This is a genomic window from Novosphingopyxis baekryungensis DSM 16222 (assembly GCF_000420305.1).
GTDB lineage: Bacteria > Pseudomonadota > Alphaproteobacteria > Sphingomonadales > Sphingomonadaceae > Novosphingopyxis > Novosphingopyxis baekryungensis.
In genome coordinates, this window is record NZ_ATUR01000003.1 from 123,565 (window position 1) to 143,392 (window position 19,828).

Sequence of the window (19,828 nt, forward strand, 5' to 3'; positions counted from 1 at the left end):
GTCGCTTGGTTGTACGGGCGAGCGGAATTTTGATCCACCTACGCGTTCCACTACTCATCGCACTGATCATGGCGTTGCTCGGAGTCACGGCTTCGGCCACCGGTGCGACGGACGAGATTGAAAACGCGTTTCGAGCCCCGTTTTTTGCAGCGCAATCCCACCCTGCAAGCGGGCAATTGCACATCGTTGAGATGGACGCGGCGAGCCTGGCCAAAATCAAGCGCTGGCCATGGTCCCGAGATCACTATGCCAGGGTCGTGGACCGTCTGAACGCGGCGGGCGTCCGCTCGATCACGTTCGATGTAGACTTCTCCAGCCCCTCCGAACCGGTGGCTGATTCAAGGCTGGCCGCTTCCCTGGCCAAGAGCAGAGCGGTGATAACGCTGCCGACCTTTGGGCAAGTCGCCGGATCCAGCGATATGCGGACCCTCGATGCCTTGCCCATAGCCGTGCTCCGCAAACATGCCGTCATCGCGTCGGTGGCGGTTCTGCCCGATCGAGATGGTCTGGTGCGACGCATGCCGCTCGGTACCATGACCGATGGCGTTCCACGGCCGTCGCTAGCGGCGCAGATTGCTGGACGGGGCGGCACCGTCGGGCACCCCTTCCCCATTGATAGTGCCATCGAACCGGAATCGATACCGCGCCACAGCTTTGTCGCTATCGAGAACGGGAATTTTGATCCGTCACGGCTTGTGGGCAAGGATGTCCTGATCGGCGCTACAGCCATCGAAATGGGCGATCGCTATGCCACGTCCCGTCACGGCGTTCTTCCCGGCGTCGTGATCCAGGCCATGGCGGCTGAGACCCTGTACTCCGGCACGCCCGTCGAGGCCGGGAGCGCATTTCTTTTGCTCGCCGCGACCCTGCTCACCATCTGGATATTGCTGGCTGCGTCGCGCAAGACCGGACTGGTAAGAGGGGCCGCTTCGCTGTTCCTTCTTGCCATGCTCCACTGGCTCGGCTGGTCGGCGGCGAGAATGCTGTTCGACATTGTTCCAGCCTTTGCGATGATCCTCGGCGCCACCATGATCATGCTGGTGCAGCAATTCCAGGCGGATCAACGGCATCGGCGGATGCATGACACAAGAACGGGATTGCCGAACCGGTTTGCCTTCGACAGCAGGATGGGTGACCCGGCCATCTTCACGATCGCGGCGACCATCGGCGGCTATGAGCGGCTGGAGACGGTGCTGGGGGATACAAAGGCAGATCAGCTGATTTGCCGGATCACCGAGCGCCTGACCATGGGAAATGGCGGCGAAAGCGTGTTCCGGGTCGAGGACCGCGCCCTCGCCTGGATATTCAATGGCGAGCAGGACGAGCTGAAATCGACGCTGTCAGGGCTTGCCGCCCTGATGCGCTCCCCGCTGGAAATTGGCGGGCGCATGGTCGATGTGCAGATGGGCTTCGGCATTGGGCAGGGCCGGGCGCTGTCCGAGGCAGTCCATGCGGCCAGCCAGGCGCTGCAAAAAGGTGAACCCTGGAGCTATCATGTCGCCGCGGAGGAGGCCGCGCTCGAACGCGAGATATCGCTGATGGGTGAGCTCGACGCGGCCATCGCCGATAACCAGCTGGAGGTTCTTTATCAGCCCAAATTGGCGCTGGCAGATGATCGCATCACCAGTGTCGAAGCGCTCGTCCGCTGGAACCACCCGGAGAGAGGCTTTTTACGGCCCGATCTTTTCATTCCGATGGCCGAAGAGACCGACCGTATCAACAGCCTGACCTTGTTCGTTCTGCAAAGGACGATCGACGACAATCTTTCGTGGCGCGCAAAAGGTTTGCAGGTCAGGTCCGCCGTCAACATTTCTGCGCGCCTCGTCGTTTCTGCCGCGTTTCTTTCGGCCGCCGAAGCGATGCTGTCGCGATCGACGATCCCGCCGGAAAACCTGATATTCGAGGTCACTGAGTCCGCCGCTATTGCAGATCCGAAGGCTGCAGCCGCCGCATTGACCCGGTTTCGCGACATGGGCGTATCGATTTCCATGGATGATTACGGCACCGGCCAGGCAAGCCTCACCTATCTAAAGAACCTCCCTCTGTCGGAGCTCAAGATCGACCGCAGCTTCGTGCAGTTCGCCCATCGCGATTCCGGCGACGCCATGCTCGTACGCTCCACGGTCGGCCTTGCCCATGAACTTGGTCTATCGGTCGTTGCAGAGGGCGTGGAAGATGAAGAATGCCTCGAATTCCTGCGCACGGTAGGCTGCGATTATGCCCAAGGCTATCTGATCGGGAAGCCGATGCCAGCGGAGGCATTGTTCGCTTTGGCGCGCGAGGCCAGACGCGCTGCAGCCTGAAATCTTGCGGTCGCTTGAGGGCAAAAAAGCTTTCCGTTGGATCGCGCTATGTTAGTCCGCTTCCACCATCTAAACAGACCGGTGCTGATGCTCCCGGTCGTCGCTATGATCCTTGGCGCGCTTGCAGGCAGGGGTGGACTGCAAGCCTATCGTTCATGGCCTGATGGCTCAAACTCACCCCTGCCCGCTCTCACCGCGCCCTAGAACCCGGCAGTGATGGAAGCCTTTACCGCGCGCGGCCCGCCCTGCAGCAAGGCGTTGGAGAAGCTGTCGAAGGCGGAGGCCCAGTAGCGATTGTCGGCGATATTTTCTGCAGAAACCCGCACCGTCACCGGCACGTCTCCTGCGGCCAGAACATAGCGGGCACCCAGGTCGAACCGGGTCCAGCTGTCGATTTTCAACGTGTTGACCGCATCCACCCATTGTTCGCCGGTGTGGATTACCCGGCCCGTCAATGTCAGGCCCGGCACGAAGCCCAGATCCCATTCGACATCGGCATTGGCGGTATATTCCGGCACGCCGGGCACATGGCTGCCGCCGTCCAGCTTGGCATCGGTATAGGCAGCGCCGCCGATCAGCCTCAGCCCGGGCGCCAGAGAACCGTTGACGGTGAACTCCACGCCCTGATGCCGCTGATCGCCTAGATAGCCAAAGCTGCCATCATTCAGCACGCCCTCGCCCGGCCGTTCGATATGATAGCCCGCCAGGCCGAGAAAAACGTCCCCGAGCCGAACCTTGCCGCCAATCTCATATTGGACCGAGCGGCGCGGAGCGAGGACGGCGCCGGGATTGGTCACGATGTTCGGATCGAGCGGGGCCGTCGGTCCTTGCTGCAGCGCCTCGATACGATTGGCGTAGAGCGAGACGCCGCCGGCCGGTTTCACCACTATCCCGGCGACCGGGGTGACTGCATCCTCATGATATTCGCTATCCAGCGCGCCCGTGAAATAGCTGTATGTTTCAACATCGATGGTCTGCAGACGAAGTCCGCCGGTCAGCAGGATGCGATCGTCCAAGAAGCCAGCCGTATCCGACGCAAACACGCTGGCGAGCCTTGTGCGTGCGATCGGGAAGGGATCGTCCAGATCGCCGCCAACCAGGGTCGACGTTGGCAGCGCCAGCTGCGGCGTATCGTACAGATTGGTGGCGAAGCCGGCGAAATTGGGGCCGTAGAGAAAATCATAGGCATTGCGGTTCACCTGCCAGCTGGCATTGCCACCGAAATTCACCTCATGCGTCACCGCCTCACCCAGCTTGACGCGCAGCCCCGCCTCTACCGCTTCGTTATTGTCGGTGCGCGGCACGATGAGCGCATTGCCATTGGCCGCGCCTGTCGCGGTGTCGGTGACGGTGATATTGCCGTAAATGCCCTCCTCGCGTCCGTCACGCGCACCGGCGCGGGCATATAGCAGGGCATTATCGGCCACATCATATTCCAGGCTGAGCGTTCCGAAGACATCGCGCAGATCGGTATAGGTATAGGCCTGCGCATAATTGGCATCCGCATCCGGCACGGTGGGCACCGCGGCGCTGCCGATCGTTACCTTATGCCGCAACCGATCGACGCGGATGTTCTGCCAGGCCACGTCCAGGGCGGCGCGGAAGGGGCCGCTGTCATAATCGAACGCGCCGCCGATCACCGCCGTGCGCCGGTCCTCCCCGTCGATCGCGGTCTCGCCGTCGCGATAGGTCGCGTTCAGCCGCACACCCCATTCACTGCCGGCGCCGAAACGCCGGGACACATCCACGCCGCCGCCGAAGCGGCTCTTCGCCTCATAGCTGGCGGTGACGCGATTGATATCCTGCTGCCCTGCCCGTTTCAGGCGCAGATTGACGCTGCCGCCAAGACCTGTGCCGCCCGGTGCTGCACCGTTCAGAAAAGCGCTCGCCCCGTTCAGGACCTGCACGCTCTGCAACAGTTCGGGCGCGACCAGTTGCCGCGGCGTGATGCCATATAATCCGTTCAGCCCGATATCATCGCCGAACAAGGGAAAACCCCGGATGACGAACAGTTCGGCGGCCGTACCGAAGCCGTAGCTCGTGCGAATGGTCGGATCATTCTCCAACACATCTCCCAGCGTCTGTGGCTGCTGGTTGAGGATCAGCGTCTCGTCATAGGCACGCAGATTGAACGGCAGATCCTCGGCCGCCTTGTCGCCGAACACGCCCAGGTCGCCGCCATTGGTGATCTGGGTGGCGTTGTCGCGCTGCGCCGTCACGATGATTTCGTCCTCGGCCATGTTTTGCGCATGGGAAGCGGTGGCCAGTGTGCCCGCCAGAATGAGGAGCGAGGAGCGAGCGAGGAAACGCGTCATAAGGGACCTTTTGGATTGTGCGATTTAAGGGAGGATTGGGAAGAATATAGTTTCAGCAGAAGCATGAGCGGCGCGATGGCGGTCAGGGTCCAGGCGGCAACATCGCCTATTCCATCGCCCGTCAGGCCCAGGATGAGCCCGGCGATCATGGCCATGCCGATAGCGAGCGGCGCGGCGAACAGGCGCGCGAGCGATTGCCGCGGCCGGATCATGCCGACACCGCAGCGCGGCCGCCGCGATAGATTTCATCCACCCGCCGATCGACATAACCGCGCCCACGCCGCCACCAGAGAAGCAGACCCGTCCAGAGCACCCAGATGGTGGCCATGGTAAGGGCCGCCCAGATGATCTTGAGCGGCAGACCGCCATAATCGCCGAAATGCAGCGGCTTGGACATCATCAGCGCCTGATTGAGCGCCGGCATGTCGCGCGCATCGCTCAGCTGCCCGGTGCTGGCATCCACCAGGGCCGGTGTCAGCAGGTTCTCGGTCAGCTTGCTGTCGCCCTGGAAGAAGATCGCATAATGATGGCCGGTCGACCAGTCGCCGCCCGGAAAGCCGATGAATTGCGGGCTTCGACCGGGCAAGGCAGACTTGGCAGCCGCCATGGCGCGGTCGATCGAGCCATAGTAGGCTGGGGCCAGCGGGGGCTTATCGGCAAAGGCTGCGGTCATGTCCGCCAACGCATGGTCGCGCCAGCGATCGGTCAACGGATCGGCAAAGGCGTTGATTGCGCCGGTGATGCCAATCACCAGCATCCAGGCAAGGGCCACGATGCCAAAAAGATTGTGCTGATCGAGCCGCTTCACGCGCAGGCTGCGCCCGCGCCGGACGGTGCCAAAGGCCAGCCGCCGCATGAACGGAGCATAGAGCACGGTGCCGGAGACCAGCGCGGCAATGAACAGCACGCCCATCACCCCCAGAAACAGCATGCCAGGTAGCCCGAGGAACAGATCCGTGTGCATATCGAGCAGAAACGCGATCAGCGGATTGACCGGCGCCGGCCCCAGAGCCGCGCCGCTCGCACGGTCGTAGAAAAGAAGCAACATATCCTTGCCCGCCGCGTCCGCGGTGGGGCCGAGTGTTACCGTGATCAGCGGGCTTTCCTGGCTGAAGCCGATGAACAGCGGCACATTGCCGGGTTTTTCCAGGAGCGCCTGCCCCACGATGCCGTCGAGCGGAAGGCCGCTTTGGGCGGAGGGCGATCCCGTCAAGGCAGCGGCGCTATCGCCGACCGTTGCTGCTTCGATCTCGTCGCTGAAAATCAGCGGCAGACCGGTCACGCACAGCATCAACAGAAATGCGGTGGCGATCAGGCTGGTCCATTTGTGGATCAGAAACCAGGTGCGGATGGTGCGGCGCGTCACGACGGGCGACCTACCGACACGCCTGCGCAAGGTCAATGCGAATGATTTGCAATAGACGCCGGAGCCTATGTCCGGTCAGATGCCTGCTTGGACGGCGCGCTGAGACGTGTCGACGAGCGGGCTTTTGACCTCATTTCCCGGTCGGGAGACGTGCCCCGCATTCTGTCGGTTGGGTTTTAGCGGCTTGTCAGCTCGGCGCATACAAAGGGGCCTGCCCCAGCGATTGGAGCAGGCCCCTTTTTTACTTCATGCAATCTTGTGCGTTCAGGCGGCGAACTGGTTCATGGTGTTGTCCTTGCCGCCCGCCTTGAGCGCCGCTTCGCCAGCGAAATATTCCTTGTGATCGTCGCCGATGTCGCTGCCCGACATGTTCTGATGCTTCACACAGGCAATGCCCTGACGGATCTCTTCGCGCTGAACGTTGAGCACATAGCCCAGCATCGCTTCCTCGCCGAAATAGCGCTTGGAAAGATTGTCGGTAGACAGCGCCGCGGTGTGATAGGTCGGCAGCGTGATGAGGTGGTGGAAGATGCCCGCCTCGCGCGCCGCATCCTTCTGGAAGGTGCGGATGCGCTCATCGGCTTCCTTGGCCAGCTCGGTGCTGTCGTAATCGACATTCATCAGCTTGTCGCGATCGAACTGCGAGACGTCCTTGCCCGCTTCGCTCCACGCATCGAACACCTGCTGACGGAAGTTCAGCGTCCAGTTGAAGCTGGGGGAGTTGTTATAGACCAGCTTCGCGTTGGGAATAACCTCGCGGATACGGTTCACCATGCCACCGATCTGGCCGATATGCGGCTTCTCGGTTTCGATCCACAACAGGTCTGCGCCGTTCTGCAGCGACGTGATGGAGTCCAGCACGCAGCGGTCCTCGCCCGTTCCCGCACGAAACTGGAACAGGTTGGACGGCAGACGGCGTGGCTTCACCAGCTTGCCATCGCGGCTGATCAGCACATCACCATGACCGACATTACCCGCATCGACCTCTTCGACGTCGAGGAAACTGTTATACTGGTCGGCCAGGTCGCCCTCTTCCTTCACGAAGGCGATCTGCTTGGTCAGACCTGCGCCAAGCGAGTCGGTACGCGCCACGATGACACCGTCTTCGACGCCCATTTCGAGGAAGGCATAACGGACCGCGCGGATCTTCTGCAGGAAATCCTCATGTGGCACCGTAACCTTGCCGTCCTGATGGCCGCACTGCTTTTCGTCGGACACCTGGTTTTCGATCTGGATCGCGCAGGCACCGGCCTCGATCATCTTCTTGGCCAGCAAATAGGTCGCCTCGGCATTGCCGAAGCCGGCATCGATATCGGCAATGATCGGGACAACGTGCGTCTGGAAGTTGTCGATCTTGTTCTGCAGATCGCGCTCCTTCACATCATCGCCCGCCGCCTTGGCCGCGTCGAGATCGCTGAACAGCAGCCCCAGTTCGCGGGCGTCTGCCTGCTTGAGGAACGTGTACAGCTCCTCGATCAGCATGGGCACGCTGGTCTTTTCGTGCATCGACTGATCGGGCAGTGGGCCGAACTCGCTGCGCAGAGCGGCGACCATCCAGCCGGACAGATAGAGATATTTGCCCTTGGTTTCGCCGAAATGCTTTTTGATCGAGATCATCTGCTGCTGGCCGATGAACCCGTGCCATGCGCCGAGCGACTGGGTGTAGTGCGTAGGATCGGCATCATAGGCATCCATATCGGCGCGCATGATCTTGGCCGTATATTTGGCGATATCCAGACCGGTCAGGAACCGATTCTGGAGCCGCATGCGGGCAACGGCTTCCGGCTCGATATCGGCCCAGGGCGCGCCGTTCTTGCTGATCAGCGTCTGCGCCTCGGTGATCGAATTGGTGTAGGTCATGATAGTACTCCAAACTTCCAATATGATTTACAGCATGTTCACCATGGCCGGACGGTATGAGCGGACGACAACACTGGAAAACTGTTGCCTCAGTCTATGGATGGCGCCGGACCATCCCGTCAAATCTTTGTTGTAAAAATCGTGTGGATTGGTATGGGATATGCCGTTTTATTCTGTAAATCTGTAAAGATGTTTACTTATGATCGACACCCTTTCCCTCCCCGATCGCAAGATTTTTGCTGGCCCCAGAGTCCGGCGCCTGCGCGGTCGGCTCGGCCTGGCCCAGAAACGCATGGCGGAAGAACTTGGCGTGTCGGCCAGTTATCTGAACCTGATCGAACGCAATCAGCGGCCATTGACGGCCCCTTTCCTGTTGAAACTGACCAAAACCTATGACGCCGATCTGCGCGAGCTGATTGCCGAGGACGATGAGCAGGTGGAGAAGGACGTGGCGCAGGCGCTGGCCTCGCCCGCTCTGGCCGGTCTGGATATCGGCAAGACGGAGCTGCAGGAGTTCGTCGCAGCGCAGCCTGGCATTGCCCAGGCTCTGATTCGCCTGCACCACATCAGGGATAGCGACGCCGACAGCGCCCCCACGCGCGGAAAGGGGCGCACGCCATTGAACGCGGTGAGCGAATTCATCGAAGGCGCGCGCAATCATTTCGCAGAACTGGAAGAATTGTGCGAAGCGCTGGCAGAAGAGCTGCGCTTGGCCGGACCGCATTTCCTCAGCAGCGTGTCCGATCGCCTGCGCGTGAAGCATGGCTTTACCGTGCGGATCATGCCGGCCCATGTGATGCCACGGCATCTGCGGCGCTTTGATATCCACAATCGGCAGGTGCAGCTGTCAGAGGTGCTGGACAATGCCAGCCGGTCTTTCCAGGCGGCCTATCAGCTGGCCGGGTTCGAGCTGAAATCGTCCATCGAAGCCATCGCCGCGCGGGCCGATATGCCGTCCAAGCCCGCCGAGCGTCTGCTGGTGCAGAACCTCACCAATTATGCCGCCGCCGCCTTGATGATGCCCTATCGGCGCTTTCATGACGCAGCGGAGGAGACAGGCTATGACATCGCCCTGCTGGAGGCGCGTTTTGGCGCGGGATTTGAGCAGGTTGCCCATCGGCTCACCACCTTGCAGCGTCCGGGCACGCGCGGGGTGCCCTTTTTCCTGATCCGGCTGGACCGGGCCGGCAATATTTCGAAACGCTTTTCTGCCGGCAATCAGCCCTTTGCACGGGCCGGTGGCGGCTGCGCGCTCTGGAACGTCCACCGCGCGTTCGAACGGCACGGACAGATGCTGACCCAGCTGGTCGAGCTGGAGGATGGCACCCGCTTCCTTACGCTGGCGCGCACGGTGACCGCCTATCGCCAGCCCTTCGGCCAGACCGCGCCGGAATATGCCGTCGCGCTGGGCTGTGAGACCCGCCATGCGCATAGCCTGACCTACGCCGCCGGGCTGGATCTGGACGGTGCGGCCATGCCGATCGGCCTGAATTGCCGCGCATGCACCCGGCCGGACTGCCGCCAGCGCGCCGTGCCGCCGGCCCATCGGCAATTGCTGATCGACGAAACCCAGCGCGGCGCCAATGCCTTCGATTTCTCACGGGAATGAGCTGCGCACCGATGCAGTCGTCCCGGCGTGCTTTCGGAAGCAGTGCTGGCCATAGGCTGGCTCGCTGCGCTAGCACTGATGCCCTCAGACGATGCCCATGCGCTGCGCCAGACAGGAATTTTACGACCCGATGATGCCCGAACGCCTCAATATCATGCTGCAGCATCTGCTGCCCAAGAAGCGGCTGACCCTATTGGCCGGGCGCATTGCCGGGGCAAAGGGCGGCGCGGCAACCACCCGTCTGATCCGCTGGTTCGTGCGCAAATATGGCGTCGACATGACGCAGGCGGCCAACCCAGATATCGGCAGCTATGCGAGTTTCAATGACTTCTTCACCCGCCCCCTGCGGGACGGTGCTAGACCGCTGGCCGATGCGGCGTTCATCTGCCCGGTCGATGGCGCGATCAGCCGCTTTGGCACGATCGACGATCATCATATCATCCAAGCCAAGGGCCATCGCTTCACGACCACGCAGCTTCTTGGCGGAGACCCCGGACTTGCCGCGCGGTTCCGGCATGGCAGCTTTGCCAATCTGTATCTCTCGCCCAAGGATTATCACCGCCTGCACATGCCCTGCGACGGCATGCTGACCCAGATGATCTATGTGCCTGGGTCTCTCTTCTCGGTGAACCCGGTCACGGCCCGCGGCGTACCGAACCTGTTTGCCCGCAATGAACGCGTGGTCTGCCTGTTCGAATCCGAAGAACATGGCCCATTCGCCATGGTGCTGGTTGGTGCCACCATCGTGGGCAGCATGGAAACCGTGTGGCACGGCGTGGTCAATCCCAAGCGCACAGGCACCGTGGCGCATTGGCGCTATGAAACGGGCGAGGTGATGCTGAAAAAGGGGGAGGAAATGGGGCGCTTCCTGCTAGGCTCCACCGTGATCATGCTCTGGCAACCGGGCGTCATCACGTTCAACCCCGATTGGGAACCGGAACGCCCGGTGCGCTTGGGCGAGGCCATGGGACAGCAAGACATCTGACCGATCATTCTTCCGCCTATGGATCGCTCGCCGGCGAAATGGCGCGGCATGCAGCCGATCAATCGATCGTCATAACGTGATAAAGCTGGCGCGCCTTCAGCTGCACAACAAATGCTATTCGAAAAGCCGGTCACGGAACACATGCGGTCGTGACACGCTGTCCTTTCACACCAACCAGGAGAGACCGCATGGCCCTTAATTCCCTTAAAGACGTCTATATCGACCAGCTGCAGGACATGCACAGCGCCGATCGTCAATCGCTCGACGCGACCAAGAAGATGCTCGACGTTGCCAAGAACAAAGAGCTGCGCACTGCTCTGGAAAACGGCGTGAAGGGTATTGCCAGCGGCATCGAGACCCTCGAAGCCATCCTGAAAGGCCATGACGCCGATCCGAAGGGCGAATTCTGCAAGGGCATGGAAGGCCTCGTCAAAGAAGTGCATGCCCATGTGCTGAAAGCGGATTTCGGGGATGACGATGCGCGCGATGCGATGATCATTTCACAATATCAGCGCATGACCCATTACGGCATCGCCGGCTATGGTTGCGTGGCCGCTTTTGCCCGCCGCCTGGAGCTGAACGACAATGCCGATCGCCTGCAGGAATGCCTGGACAGCACCTATGAAGGTGACCGGGAAATGAGCCGCATTGCAGAAGGTACGGTCAACGCCGACGCGGTCTGATCGCCGCAAGTAGCCGAGAGTATAAGAAAAGGGGTTCGCCGAGAGGCGCGCCCCTTTTTTATTGCCCTCTTGGGACAGTGGTTAATGAGCGTACCGGCATGAAGATGTCTGGGCTATCGTCTGCAAAGATCCCCGTGGGCAGCGACTTGCTCTTGCACTGACGATGCGTCACACATCTCACGACGATGATGCAGCCGATGGCATGTATCGCAACCTTTGATCCGGCAAGCGACAGGACCGCTTTATGACCATTGCAACGAAAGCTTCCCTCCTGAGCCTTGCCATAGGAATGATGATGACAGCAGCGCCTTCACAAGCTCAGGACAGCCATGTGCCTGGCCCCGATTCCGATCCCTTCATCTGGCTGGAGGAGGCGCGCAGCGACAGGGCGCTGGACTGGGTACGCGCCGAAAATGCACGCACCGAGACCGAGCTGACCAGCGATCCGCGCTTCGAAACGCTGAAGGCCGAGGCGCTGGCCATCCTCGATTCGGATGACCGCATCCCTTATGTGTCCTTCGGCCCGGACGGCATGATGTACAATTTCTGGCAGGATAAGGAGAACCCCAAGGGCATCCTGCGCCGCACCAGTTTGGCGAGCTATCGCAGCGACAATCCCGCGTGGGAAACGGTACTCGACGTCGATGCACTGGCCGCCGCCGAGGGGCGCGAATGGGTTTATGGCGGATCGACCTGCTATAAGGATACGCCATTGTGCATGGTCGCGCTGTCCGATGGCGGCAAGGACGCCAATGTGCTGCGGGAGTTCAATCGCAAGACCGGCCAGTTTGTCGAAAATGGTTTTGTGCTTGCAGAAAGCCAGGGCGGCGTTTCCTGGATCGATGAAAACACGCTGATGGTCTCGCGCGATTTTGGCGAGGGCACGCTGACCGAGAGCCAATATCCCTTCGTCACCAAGATATGGACGCGCGGCAGCGATCTGGCCGATGCGCAGGAATTCTATCGCGGCGCGCCCAATGATGTGTCTGCCGGTGCCTATCCGCTGCGCGACAACAAGGACGAGATTCAGGCCATGGTCGCCTATCGCGGCCTCAGCTTTCACGAACGGCAATATGCGCTGCGCAAGGATGATGCATGGGTGACGCTGAACATGCCGAAAAAGGCCGGACTGTTCGGCATCATCGATGGCCAGATCCTGTTTTCGACCGATGAGGACTGGACGGTGGGCGAGCAGACGTTCCCCGCCGATGCGCTGGTCGCCGCCGATCTGGAGGCGTGGAAGGCCGACCCGAATGGCGCGGCCAAAACGCTGGTCTGGGCACCGGGCGATCGGCAGACCAAGCAAGGCGCGGCGATCACGTCCGAAAGCCTTTATGTGGGCCTGCTCGATAATGTGCGCGGCAAGGCGCTGAAGTTCGATTTCGTTGACGGGGCGTGGGTCAGCAGCGCCGTGGACGTGCCGCGTAATGCCACCGTCAGCATCGGTGCGAGTGACGACAAATCCGATACGCTGATGTTCAACGTCACCGATTTCCTGTCCCCTTCGCGGCTCTATCTGTACGATGGCCAGACCGCGCAGCTTGACCAGATCAAGTCCGCCCCGTCCTATTTCGATGCAGCCGGTATGTCGGTGGAACAGCTCGAGGCAACCTCTGCCGATGGCACCAGAATTCCCTATTTCCTCGTCAAGCCGGATGGCATGAAAATGGACGGCAGCACGCCCGTCCTTCTTTCCGGCTATGGCGGATTTCAGGTGCCGCGCCTGCCCTCCTATCTCGGCACCACCGGCAAATTATGGCTGGCGCGCGGCGGGGCCTATGTCCTGGCCAATCTGCGCGGCGGCGGCGAATTCGGCCCGATGTGGCACCAGACCGCTATCCGGGAGAACAAGCAGAGGACCTGGGACGATTTCATCGCGGTGGCGCAGGATCTGGTCGACCGGGATATCACCAGCCCGGCGCATCTTGGCATTCAGGGCGGCAGCCAGGGCGGCCTGCTGGTCGGCACCGCGTTCACGCAGCGACCGGACCTGTTCGATGCGGCCATTGTGCAGATTCCGCTGTTCGACATGCTGCGCTATCATGAGATCGGGCGCGGCGCGTCCTGGATCGGCGAATATGGCGATCCGCGCATCGCCGAACAGCGCGCCTGGATAGAACCCTATAGCCCCTATCAGAAGCTGGACGAGGACAGGGATTTCCCCAAGCCCTTCTTTATCACCAGCACCGCCGACGATCGCACGCACCCGGCCCATGGCCGCAAAGCCGCCGCCAAGATGGCCGCGAATGGCGATGATTATCTATATTACGAAGATATGGTCGGCGGGCATTCCGGCGGCGTGGACAATGAGCAGCGTGCCAAATTGCTGGCGCTGCAGAATGTCTATCTGATAAAGCAGCTGATGGACTGATCGGACGCGGCGACAGATTGCGGGCGCCTGCGCAACCCGCAGCGTCGCGTGCCGTTGATGGCCTGTATCGCCTGCACGGGCGCCTTCGGCGCACCTGCAGACAACAGCCGTCAAAGGACATGTCATGAAAGCCATCAAAGTACGCCATCCCGCCTCGCTCGATAATCTGGAGCTGGTCGATCTGCCCGATCCCGGCGCGCCGCAAACGGGCGAGGTGCGCGTGCGCATCCATGCCAGCTCGCTCAACTATCATGATTATGGCATCGTATCGGGCAACGCCCCGACCGAAGATGGCCGCATTCCGATGTCGGACGGAGCAGGCGTGGTCGAGGCGATCGGCGATGGCGTCAGCGATTTTGCCGTGGGCGACCATGTGGTGTCCACCTTCTTTCCCAACTGGCTGGCCGGGCCACCGGAGATCGCGGACTTTTCCACCACGCCGGGAGACGGGATCGATGGCTATGCCCGCGAATATGTTGTCCATCCCGCCCGCTATTTCACGCACGTTCCGGCTGGATATTCCCATGCCGAAGCCGCCACGCTGACCACGGCAGGGCTGACGGCCTGGCGCGCGCTGGTGGTCGATGGGGGCGTGAAAGCCGGTGACAGCGTGCTGGTGCTGGGAACCGGCGGCGTGTCCATATTCGCGCTTCAGCTGGCCAAGGCCATGGGCGCCATGGTGATTGCCACCTCTTCCTCGGACGAAAAGCTGGAACGGGTGCGCTCCATGGGTGCGGACCACGTCCTGAACTATAAGAAAACGCCCGAATGGGGCGCCGCCGTCCGCGATCTGACCGATGGACGCGGCGTCGATCATATAATCGAGGTCGGCGGCCCTGGAACCTTGCCACAGTCGATCGATGCGGTGAAAACGGGCGGCCATATCGCCCTGATCGGCGTGTTGACCGGCATGGGCGGCGACGTGCCGACGGCCACGCTCATGAGAAAACATGCGCGGCTGCAAGGCCTCATCGTGGGCAGTCGCCGCGAACAGCAGGAATTCGTGCGCGGTCTGGAGGCGATGGACATCCGGCCCGTGATCGACAGCAGCTTCCCGCTGGAAAAGATTGCCGACGCGTTTCGCCACGAAGAATCGGGCGCGCATTTCGGCAAGATCGTGCTGGAATTCTAGGCCGACGCGCTGGGAAAGATTTTCCGCGCCCGGTGACTAAGCGGCAAAGGCATCATGCTGGGCCACCGTTTTTTCCGCTGCCGTCAGGTGCGGCCGGTCCAGCATCTTGCCGTCGATCGCGACGGTGCCGACATCGGGGTTGTCCGCAAACCGGCTGATAACCTGCCGGGCAAAGTCCACTTCCGCAGCGGTGGGCATGAAGCTGTCGTTGATGATGCTCACCTGCGCCGGATGGATCGCAAGGCGGCCCGAAAAGCCCTCCTGCCGCGCTTGCACCGAGGATGCGCGAAGACCGGCATCGTCCTTGAAGTCCGCATGCAGCGTTTCGATGGCCGCAACATCGGCGGCATGCGCGGCCATCAACGTCAGCGATCGTACCATCTGGTAGGTGGTGGCCCAAACGCCATCGCTGCCCCGATTGCTGCTTGCGCCAAGCGCGGCCGAGAGATCTTCCGCACCCCAGGTCAGGCCCGACAGACGGCCGAGCCCGGCACCGGCATAGTCACCCAGCTGAAACGGTGCGCAGGCGGTTTCGGTCGCTACCGGCAATATCCGCACGCCCGGGCCCTCGATGCCCGCCTGCGCCTCCAGCGCGTCGCAATAATTGGACAGCAGGCGGACATGCGCCGGCCCGTCGGGTTTGGGCTGCATGATGCCGTCCGGCGCCCCGCCGATGACCGCGCAAAGATCGTCCAGCACCAGGTCGCTGTCGACGGGATTTACGCGCACCCAGATTTGCATGCGGCGTTGATCCTTCGGGCGTTCGCTCAGAAAATCGGCCACCAGCTGGCGCCCCGCCGCCTTGTTGGACTGCGCCACCGAATCCTCCAGATCGAGAATGATCGCATCCGCGCCGCAATCGTCCGCCTTGCCGAGCTTCTTCTCGCTATCGCCGGGGATGAACAGGAAGGAGCGCGGCGTTACCATTTTGATTTCCTTATGACGGTACAAAGCAGCATTGCGCTGCCGAAAAACTGGGCGCTGCCGAAAACTGGCCGAAACGGGGCGTTGTCGGGATGCTCTACTGTCGCGGTGCATTGGACAAGGTCAACCCGCCTGCTAATATTTCTGCATGACCGATTTTCGCACCTTCTATCCGCCCATCGATCCCTATGACAGCGGCATGCTCGATGTCGGCGACGGGCACCGGATCTACTATGAACGCTGCGGAACGCCGGGCGCAAAGCCGGTCGTTTTTCTGCACGGAGGCCCCGGAGGGGGCTGCTCGCCGCAGCACCGGCAGCTGTTCGATCCGACGCGCTACGACATCATGCTGTTCGATCAGCGCGGTTGCGGTCGATCCACGCCGCACGCCTCGCTGGAAGCCAACACAACCTGGCATCTCGTGGCCGATATCGAGAAGCTGCGCATGATGGCCGGGGTCGACCGCTGGCAGGTATTCGGCGGGTCCTGGGGTTCCACGCTGTCACTCGCCTATGCGCAGACGCATCCGGACCATGTCAGCGAGCTGGTGCTGCGCGGAATCTACCTGCTGAGCGATGCCGAAATGCACTGGTACTATCAGCATGGCGTGTCGGAAATGTTCCCGGAACGCTGGGAAGCGTTGCGCGCGCTCATTCCCGAACGGGAACGCGGCGACCTTCTGACCGCTTATTATCGCCGTCTGACCGGCTCCGATGAAAAGGAACAACTGGCGGCGGCCAAGGCCTGGTCGGGATGGGAAGGCGCGACCATCACGCTAATGCCCAATCCGGATCTGGTCGGCGATTTCAGCGCCGATCGGTTCGCCATCGCCTTTGCACGGATCGAAACGCATTATTTCGTGAACAAAGGCTGGCTGGAGGACGGGCAATTGCTGCGCGATTCCCACCGCCTGGCAGGCATCCCGACGGTGATCGTGCATGGCCGCTATGATATGCCCTGCCCTGCTTCCAGCGCCTATGCGCTGCACAAGGCCATTCCCGGTTCGCAGCTTCATATTATCGAAGGCGCGGGCCATGCGTTCGACGAACCTGGCATCCTAGACCGGCTGATTCGAGAGACCGACGCTTTTGCGGCCTGACGTTCAGGTCTTACAGCCAGTCATCATGGCTCAGGCGGCTTCGGCCCGGTCATCCTCTCTATCCACCGCCACGCCGCCAAATTGGGCAATGAGCGCCGGCACTTGCGCGCCCGGCACGGGGCGGCTGAACCAGTAGCCCTGCACATGCTGGCAGCCTTCCTGCCGCAGCGTTGCGATCTGCTCTTCCTGCTCCACGCCCTCGGCCAATGTCTCCATGCCCAGCGCCCCGGCCAGCGTGACGATGGCCCGAATGATCGCGCTGGCACCGGGGCCGCTGGCGAGATCCGTCACAAAGCTGCGGTCGATCTTGATCTTGTCGAACGGAAAACTGCGCAAATAGCTCAGCGAGCTGTAGCCTGTGCCGAAATCGTCCAGCGCAATACGGATGCCAAGACTGCGTAGTTTGTGCAGCAGGCCCAGCGTCTCGTCGATATCCGCAATGAATACGGATTCCGTAATCTCGATTTCCAGCCTGTTCGGCGCGAGCCCGCTCTGGGAAAGCGCCTGCAAGATGGCATTCTGCAGATTGGTGCTCTTGAACTGCACCGATGAGACATTCACCGCCACGCGCAGTTCGCCCGGCCAATGGGCAGCCTGTCGGCACGCTTCGCGCATCACCCATTCGCCGATCGGAATGATCAGTCCAGTCTCCTCGGCCAATGGAATGAACTCGACGGGAGACACCATACCCCGTTCGGGATGCTGCCAGCGAAGCAGCGCCTCGAAGCCCGAAAGCTGTTCCTTTTCCAGGCTGTAGAGCGGCTGGAAATATAGCTCGAACGCCCCTTCGCTGATGGCTTTGCGCAGATCCATCTCCAGCTGACGGCGCCGGCGGGCGGCATCGTCCATCGATTGCTCGAAGAACTGATAGCCGGCCTTGCCCTCCTGCTTGGCCCGATACAGCGCCAGATCGGCATTTTTCAGAAGCGTTTCGGCATCGCGCCCATCATGGGGCCAAAAGGCGATACCGATGCTGCTTTGCACGGGGAAGTTCTGCCCATCGACGACGAACGGCTTTTCAAAACAGCGGAACAGCCGGTCGGCATGGCCAAGCATGTCGTCATCGGCGGCGATATCGGGGATCATCAGCGCAAATTCATCACCGCCCTGACGGGAAACCGTGGCTTCGGGCATGAACGCGGTGAGCCGCTGGGCCACCTGCTTGAGCACCTGATCGCCAATCGGATTGCCAACGGTATCGTTGATTGCCTTGAAATTATCGAGATCGAGATAACAGATCGCGACATGCCGCTCATCACATGCCCGGGCCAGGGTCGCTTCCAGCTGTTCGGCAAACAATTTGCGGTTTGGCAGATCGGTCAGGATATCGTGCAGGGCGATATGGGTGATGCGCTGTTCGCGCTCCTCGATCGCGTCGATCATGCGATTGAAACTGGTCGCCAACCGTCCAACCTCATCATTGGATCGCACATCGACGACGGCATGATGTCCCTCGCTCACCCGCTTCGCTGCCTTGCTTAATGTCGCGATCGGCCGCGTGATGCTGCGCGCGATGATCCAGCTGAGCGCAATGGTCGCCGCGATCCCGAGCAGGCCGAGCAGGGCCAGTTTCCAGATGATCGAACGATGTTGCGCCAGCGCCTGCGTCAGCGAATGCCGCAGCAGCAGCACCGGTTTGCTATCCCCGCCGAGGGAGGCCACCGGATTGGCGCGATAGAGGATACGCTCGCCATTTTCTTTGACCTCGACTGGCGCACTGCCAGTCGTGCCGCGTACCGCGCGTGGCAGCCGTTCGAGGCTGGTGATCCGGCTTTCGAGCGGAATGGCGGACAGACGGGCCAGGTTTGCCAGGCCTTTTTCCGACAAGGGCTCACCCAGGACCAGCCAACCGGCCAGATCCGGCAATTTGATCGGCGCGGCCACCGCGCCGGCCGACTTGTCGGCAAGGGTGATAATCCCGCCCGTCTGGCCTGCATCAAGCGCTGCCACAAGCCCGCGACGATCGGCTGGTCGAAGGTCGCTGACCTTGCCGATGAAGCGTCCGTCGACGCCGACTACGAAAGCATAAGGCACATTTGCGCGGGTCTTCAGACTGTCCAGCGCGCTTTCAATGGTGGGGATATCGCCCAGCGCCACCGCTTTTCGAAACCCGAAATCGCCGGACAGGACATCGGCCTGTGCCATCCGCTCATTGCCGCGCAATTTCAAGACTTCCTCGAACACATCGGCGTTGGCCGCCATTTCCCGCGATATGCTGCGCTCTGCATATAGGGTGAGGCCACCAGCCGCGATCAGGACCAGGGCGCCAAAAGCGCATGCGAACAGAAGCGCGTACACGAATGCGATCCGCGTGCCCAATGAGCCCGGGCGCCAGTTCAGGCGCTGCAGTTTGTGCAGGAGTGGCATGCCGGTCATCGGCGCAGCGGAAGCACCACGGCGCGGCTATTCAGCCCAGCGCCCAGCACCGTATCGTGATCGGCTTCATTCTTGCTGGCCATGGCCGCCGGATGCCATATCCGCACCTCGACGGCACCGGTCGGCAGTCCATCAAGGACGACACGCCCTTCGCGATCCGTTTTGGCGGCATAGGGCGTATCGACCACCTTGATATAGCCGCGCATCTGATCATGAATATTGCAACCCAGCGCGACATTGCCGGCAATGGGAAAACCCTGCGATCGCGTCTGATCCCGGCCGTAGAGACTGATTTCGAATTTTGCGGCATCGGAGAAGCTGTAGATCGAATGGCGGACCCGGTCGAAATTCGGAAAGGCGACCCGGGTGCCCTTGGGCACGATCAGGGTGCCGGGCACGAAGCTCAGGTCTTTCTGGCCCATGGCGCTCGGCCAGAGAAAGCTGGTGGGCGGCGCGGCAGCTTTGGCCGGAAACACCGTCACCACGGCATCCTGTATCGGCAAACCTCTGTTATCCTTGACGACCACTTTGAGCGTTGCAACATCGCCAGCATGGGCCGAGACCGCAAAAAGCGCAGCAAGGGCGAGGATCAAGGCTAAAATAGACGCGGTCCGATTCATGACTCTCCAAATATTTCAAAAGGTTAAAAATTTGGATAAGCCCGCATACCAATAATGGGTCATCGCAAACGCAGTTGGTATGGCGGAACACCAACGTAACCTGCTGTTTACCGGAAGAACTTATCTGGGCGGGATGCAGTGCATTCGCTCCATCTTAAGCGGCCTCTTCAGTCTGGTTGCTGCCA

General features: G+C 61.3%; 14 protein-coding genes. 7 read left to right on the forward strand and 7 right to left on the reverse strand.

Annotated features, from left to right (window positions below):
- Nucleotides 1–68 precede the first annotated feature (68 nt).
- Nucleotides 69–2,303: a putative bifunctional diguanylate cyclase/phosphodiesterase gene (locus G410_RS15575; RefSeq protein ID WP_022672438.1), complete on the forward strand. Its 2,235-nt coding sequence runs from the start codon at nt 69–71 to the stop codon at nt 2,301–2,303.
- Nucleotides 2,304–2,503: 200 nt separating this feature from the next.
- Here G410_RS15575 and G410_RS0104400 read toward each other — a convergent pair whose 3' ends face one another.
- The 4 genes from G410_RS0104400 to G410_RS0104415 all read right to left on the reverse strand — a co-directional run bounded on the left by G410_RS0104400 (nt 2,504) and on the right by G410_RS0104415 (nt 7,844).
- Nucleotides 2,504–4,618 (reverse strand): TonB-dependent receptor, encoded by a 2,115-nt coding sequence (locus G410_RS0104400; protein WP_022672439.1) that lies wholly within the window; start codon nt 4,616–4,618, stop codon nt 2,504–2,506.
- Complete coding sequence (locus G410_RS15580) at nt 4,615–4,773, reverse strand: hypothetical protein (RefSeq protein WP_162604064.1); 159 nt, start codon at nt 4,771–4,773, stop codon at nt 4,615–4,617. Before G410_RS15580 ends, G410_RS0104400 begins: the two co-directional genes overlap by 4 nt.
- 53 nt (nt 4,774–4,826) lie before the next feature.
- Entirely contained in the window at nt 4,827–5,984 is a 1,158-nt protein-coding gene (locus G410_RS0104410; RefSeq protein WP_022672441.1) for a PepSY-associated TM helix domain-containing protein, read from the reverse strand.
- A 264-nt stretch (nt 5,985–6,248) separates the two neighbouring features.
- On the reverse strand, nt 6,249–7,844 hold the full coding sequence (locus tag G410_RS0104415; RefSeq protein ID WP_022672442.1) for an isocitrate lyase: 1,596 nt from the start codon (nt 7,842–7,844) through the stop codon (nt 6,249–6,251).
- Between the two features lie 199 nt (nt 7,845–8,043).
- Here G410_RS0104415 and G410_RS0104420 point away from each other — a divergent pair, with 199 nt between their 5' ends.
- The 5 genes from G410_RS0104420 (at nt 8,044) to G410_RS0104440 (ending at nt 14,624) form a co-directional block, all read left to right on the forward strand.
- A complete protein-coding gene (locus tag G410_RS0104420) occupies nt 8,044–9,453 on the forward strand; it encodes a helix-turn-helix domain-containing protein (protein ID WP_022672443.1) in 1,410 nt (469 codons plus the stop codon).
- A gap of 97 nt (nt 9,454–9,550) precedes the next feature.
- On the forward strand, nt 9,551–10,438 hold the full coding sequence (asd, locus tag G410_RS0104425) for an archaetidylserine decarboxylase (protein WP_342662451.1): 888 nt from the start codon (nt 9,551–9,553) through the stop codon (nt 10,436–10,438).
- A gap of 188 nt (nt 10,439–10,626) precedes the next feature.
- Complete coding sequence (locus G410_RS0104430) at nt 10,627–11,121, forward strand: ferritin-like domain-containing protein (protein WP_022672445.1); 495 nt, start codon at nt 10,627–10,629, stop codon at nt 11,119–11,121.
- Nucleotides 11,122–11,416: 295 nt separating this feature from the next.
- The gene (locus tag G410_RS0104435) at nt 11,417–13,492 is read left to right on the forward strand and encodes a prolyl oligopeptidase family serine peptidase (RefSeq protein WP_084489018.1); all 2,076 of its coding nucleotides are present in this window, start codon (nt 11,417–11,419) and stop codon (nt 13,490–13,492) included.
- Between the two features lie 124 nt (nt 13,493–13,616).
- Entirely contained in the window at nt 13,617–14,624 is a 1,008-nt protein-coding gene (locus tag G410_RS0104440) for a zinc-dependent alcohol dehydrogenase family protein (RefSeq protein ID WP_022672447.1), read from the forward strand.
- A 36-nt stretch (nt 14,625–14,660) separates the two neighbouring features.
- Here G410_RS0104440 and G410_RS0104445 read toward each other — a convergent pair whose 3' ends face one another.
- A complete protein-coding gene (locus tag G410_RS0104445) occupies nt 14,661–15,551 on the reverse strand; it encodes an HpcH/HpaI aldolase/citrate lyase family protein (protein ID WP_022672448.1) in 891 nt (296 codons plus the stop codon).
- Between the two features lie 145 nt (nt 15,552–15,696).
- Here G410_RS0104445 and pip point away from each other — a divergent pair, with 145 nt between their 5' ends.
- Nucleotides 15,697–16,647 (forward strand): prolyl aminopeptidase, encoded by a 951-nt coding sequence (gene pip, locus G410_RS0104450; protein WP_022672449.1) that lies wholly within the window; start codon nt 15,697–15,699, stop codon nt 16,645–16,647.
- A gap of 30 nt (nt 16,648–16,677) precedes the next feature.
- On the opposite strand, the gene G410_RS17305 is transcribed toward pip, so the two are convergent.
- Together G410_RS17305 and G410_RS0104460 are read right to left on the reverse strand one after the other, a co-directional pair.
- Complete coding sequence (locus tag G410_RS17305) at nt 16,678–18,945, reverse strand: putative bifunctional diguanylate cyclase/phosphodiesterase (RefSeq protein ID WP_245559296.1); 2,268 nt, start codon at nt 18,943–18,945, stop codon at nt 16,678–16,680.
- Between the two features lie 74 nt (nt 18,946–19,019).
- Nucleotides 19,020–19,526, reverse strand: a complete 507-nt coding sequence (locus G410_RS0104460; RefSeq protein ID WP_245559297.1) for a cupredoxin domain-containing protein — start codon at nt 19,524–19,526, stop codon at nt 19,020–19,022.
- Nucleotides 19,527–19,828 lie beyond the last annotated feature (302 nt).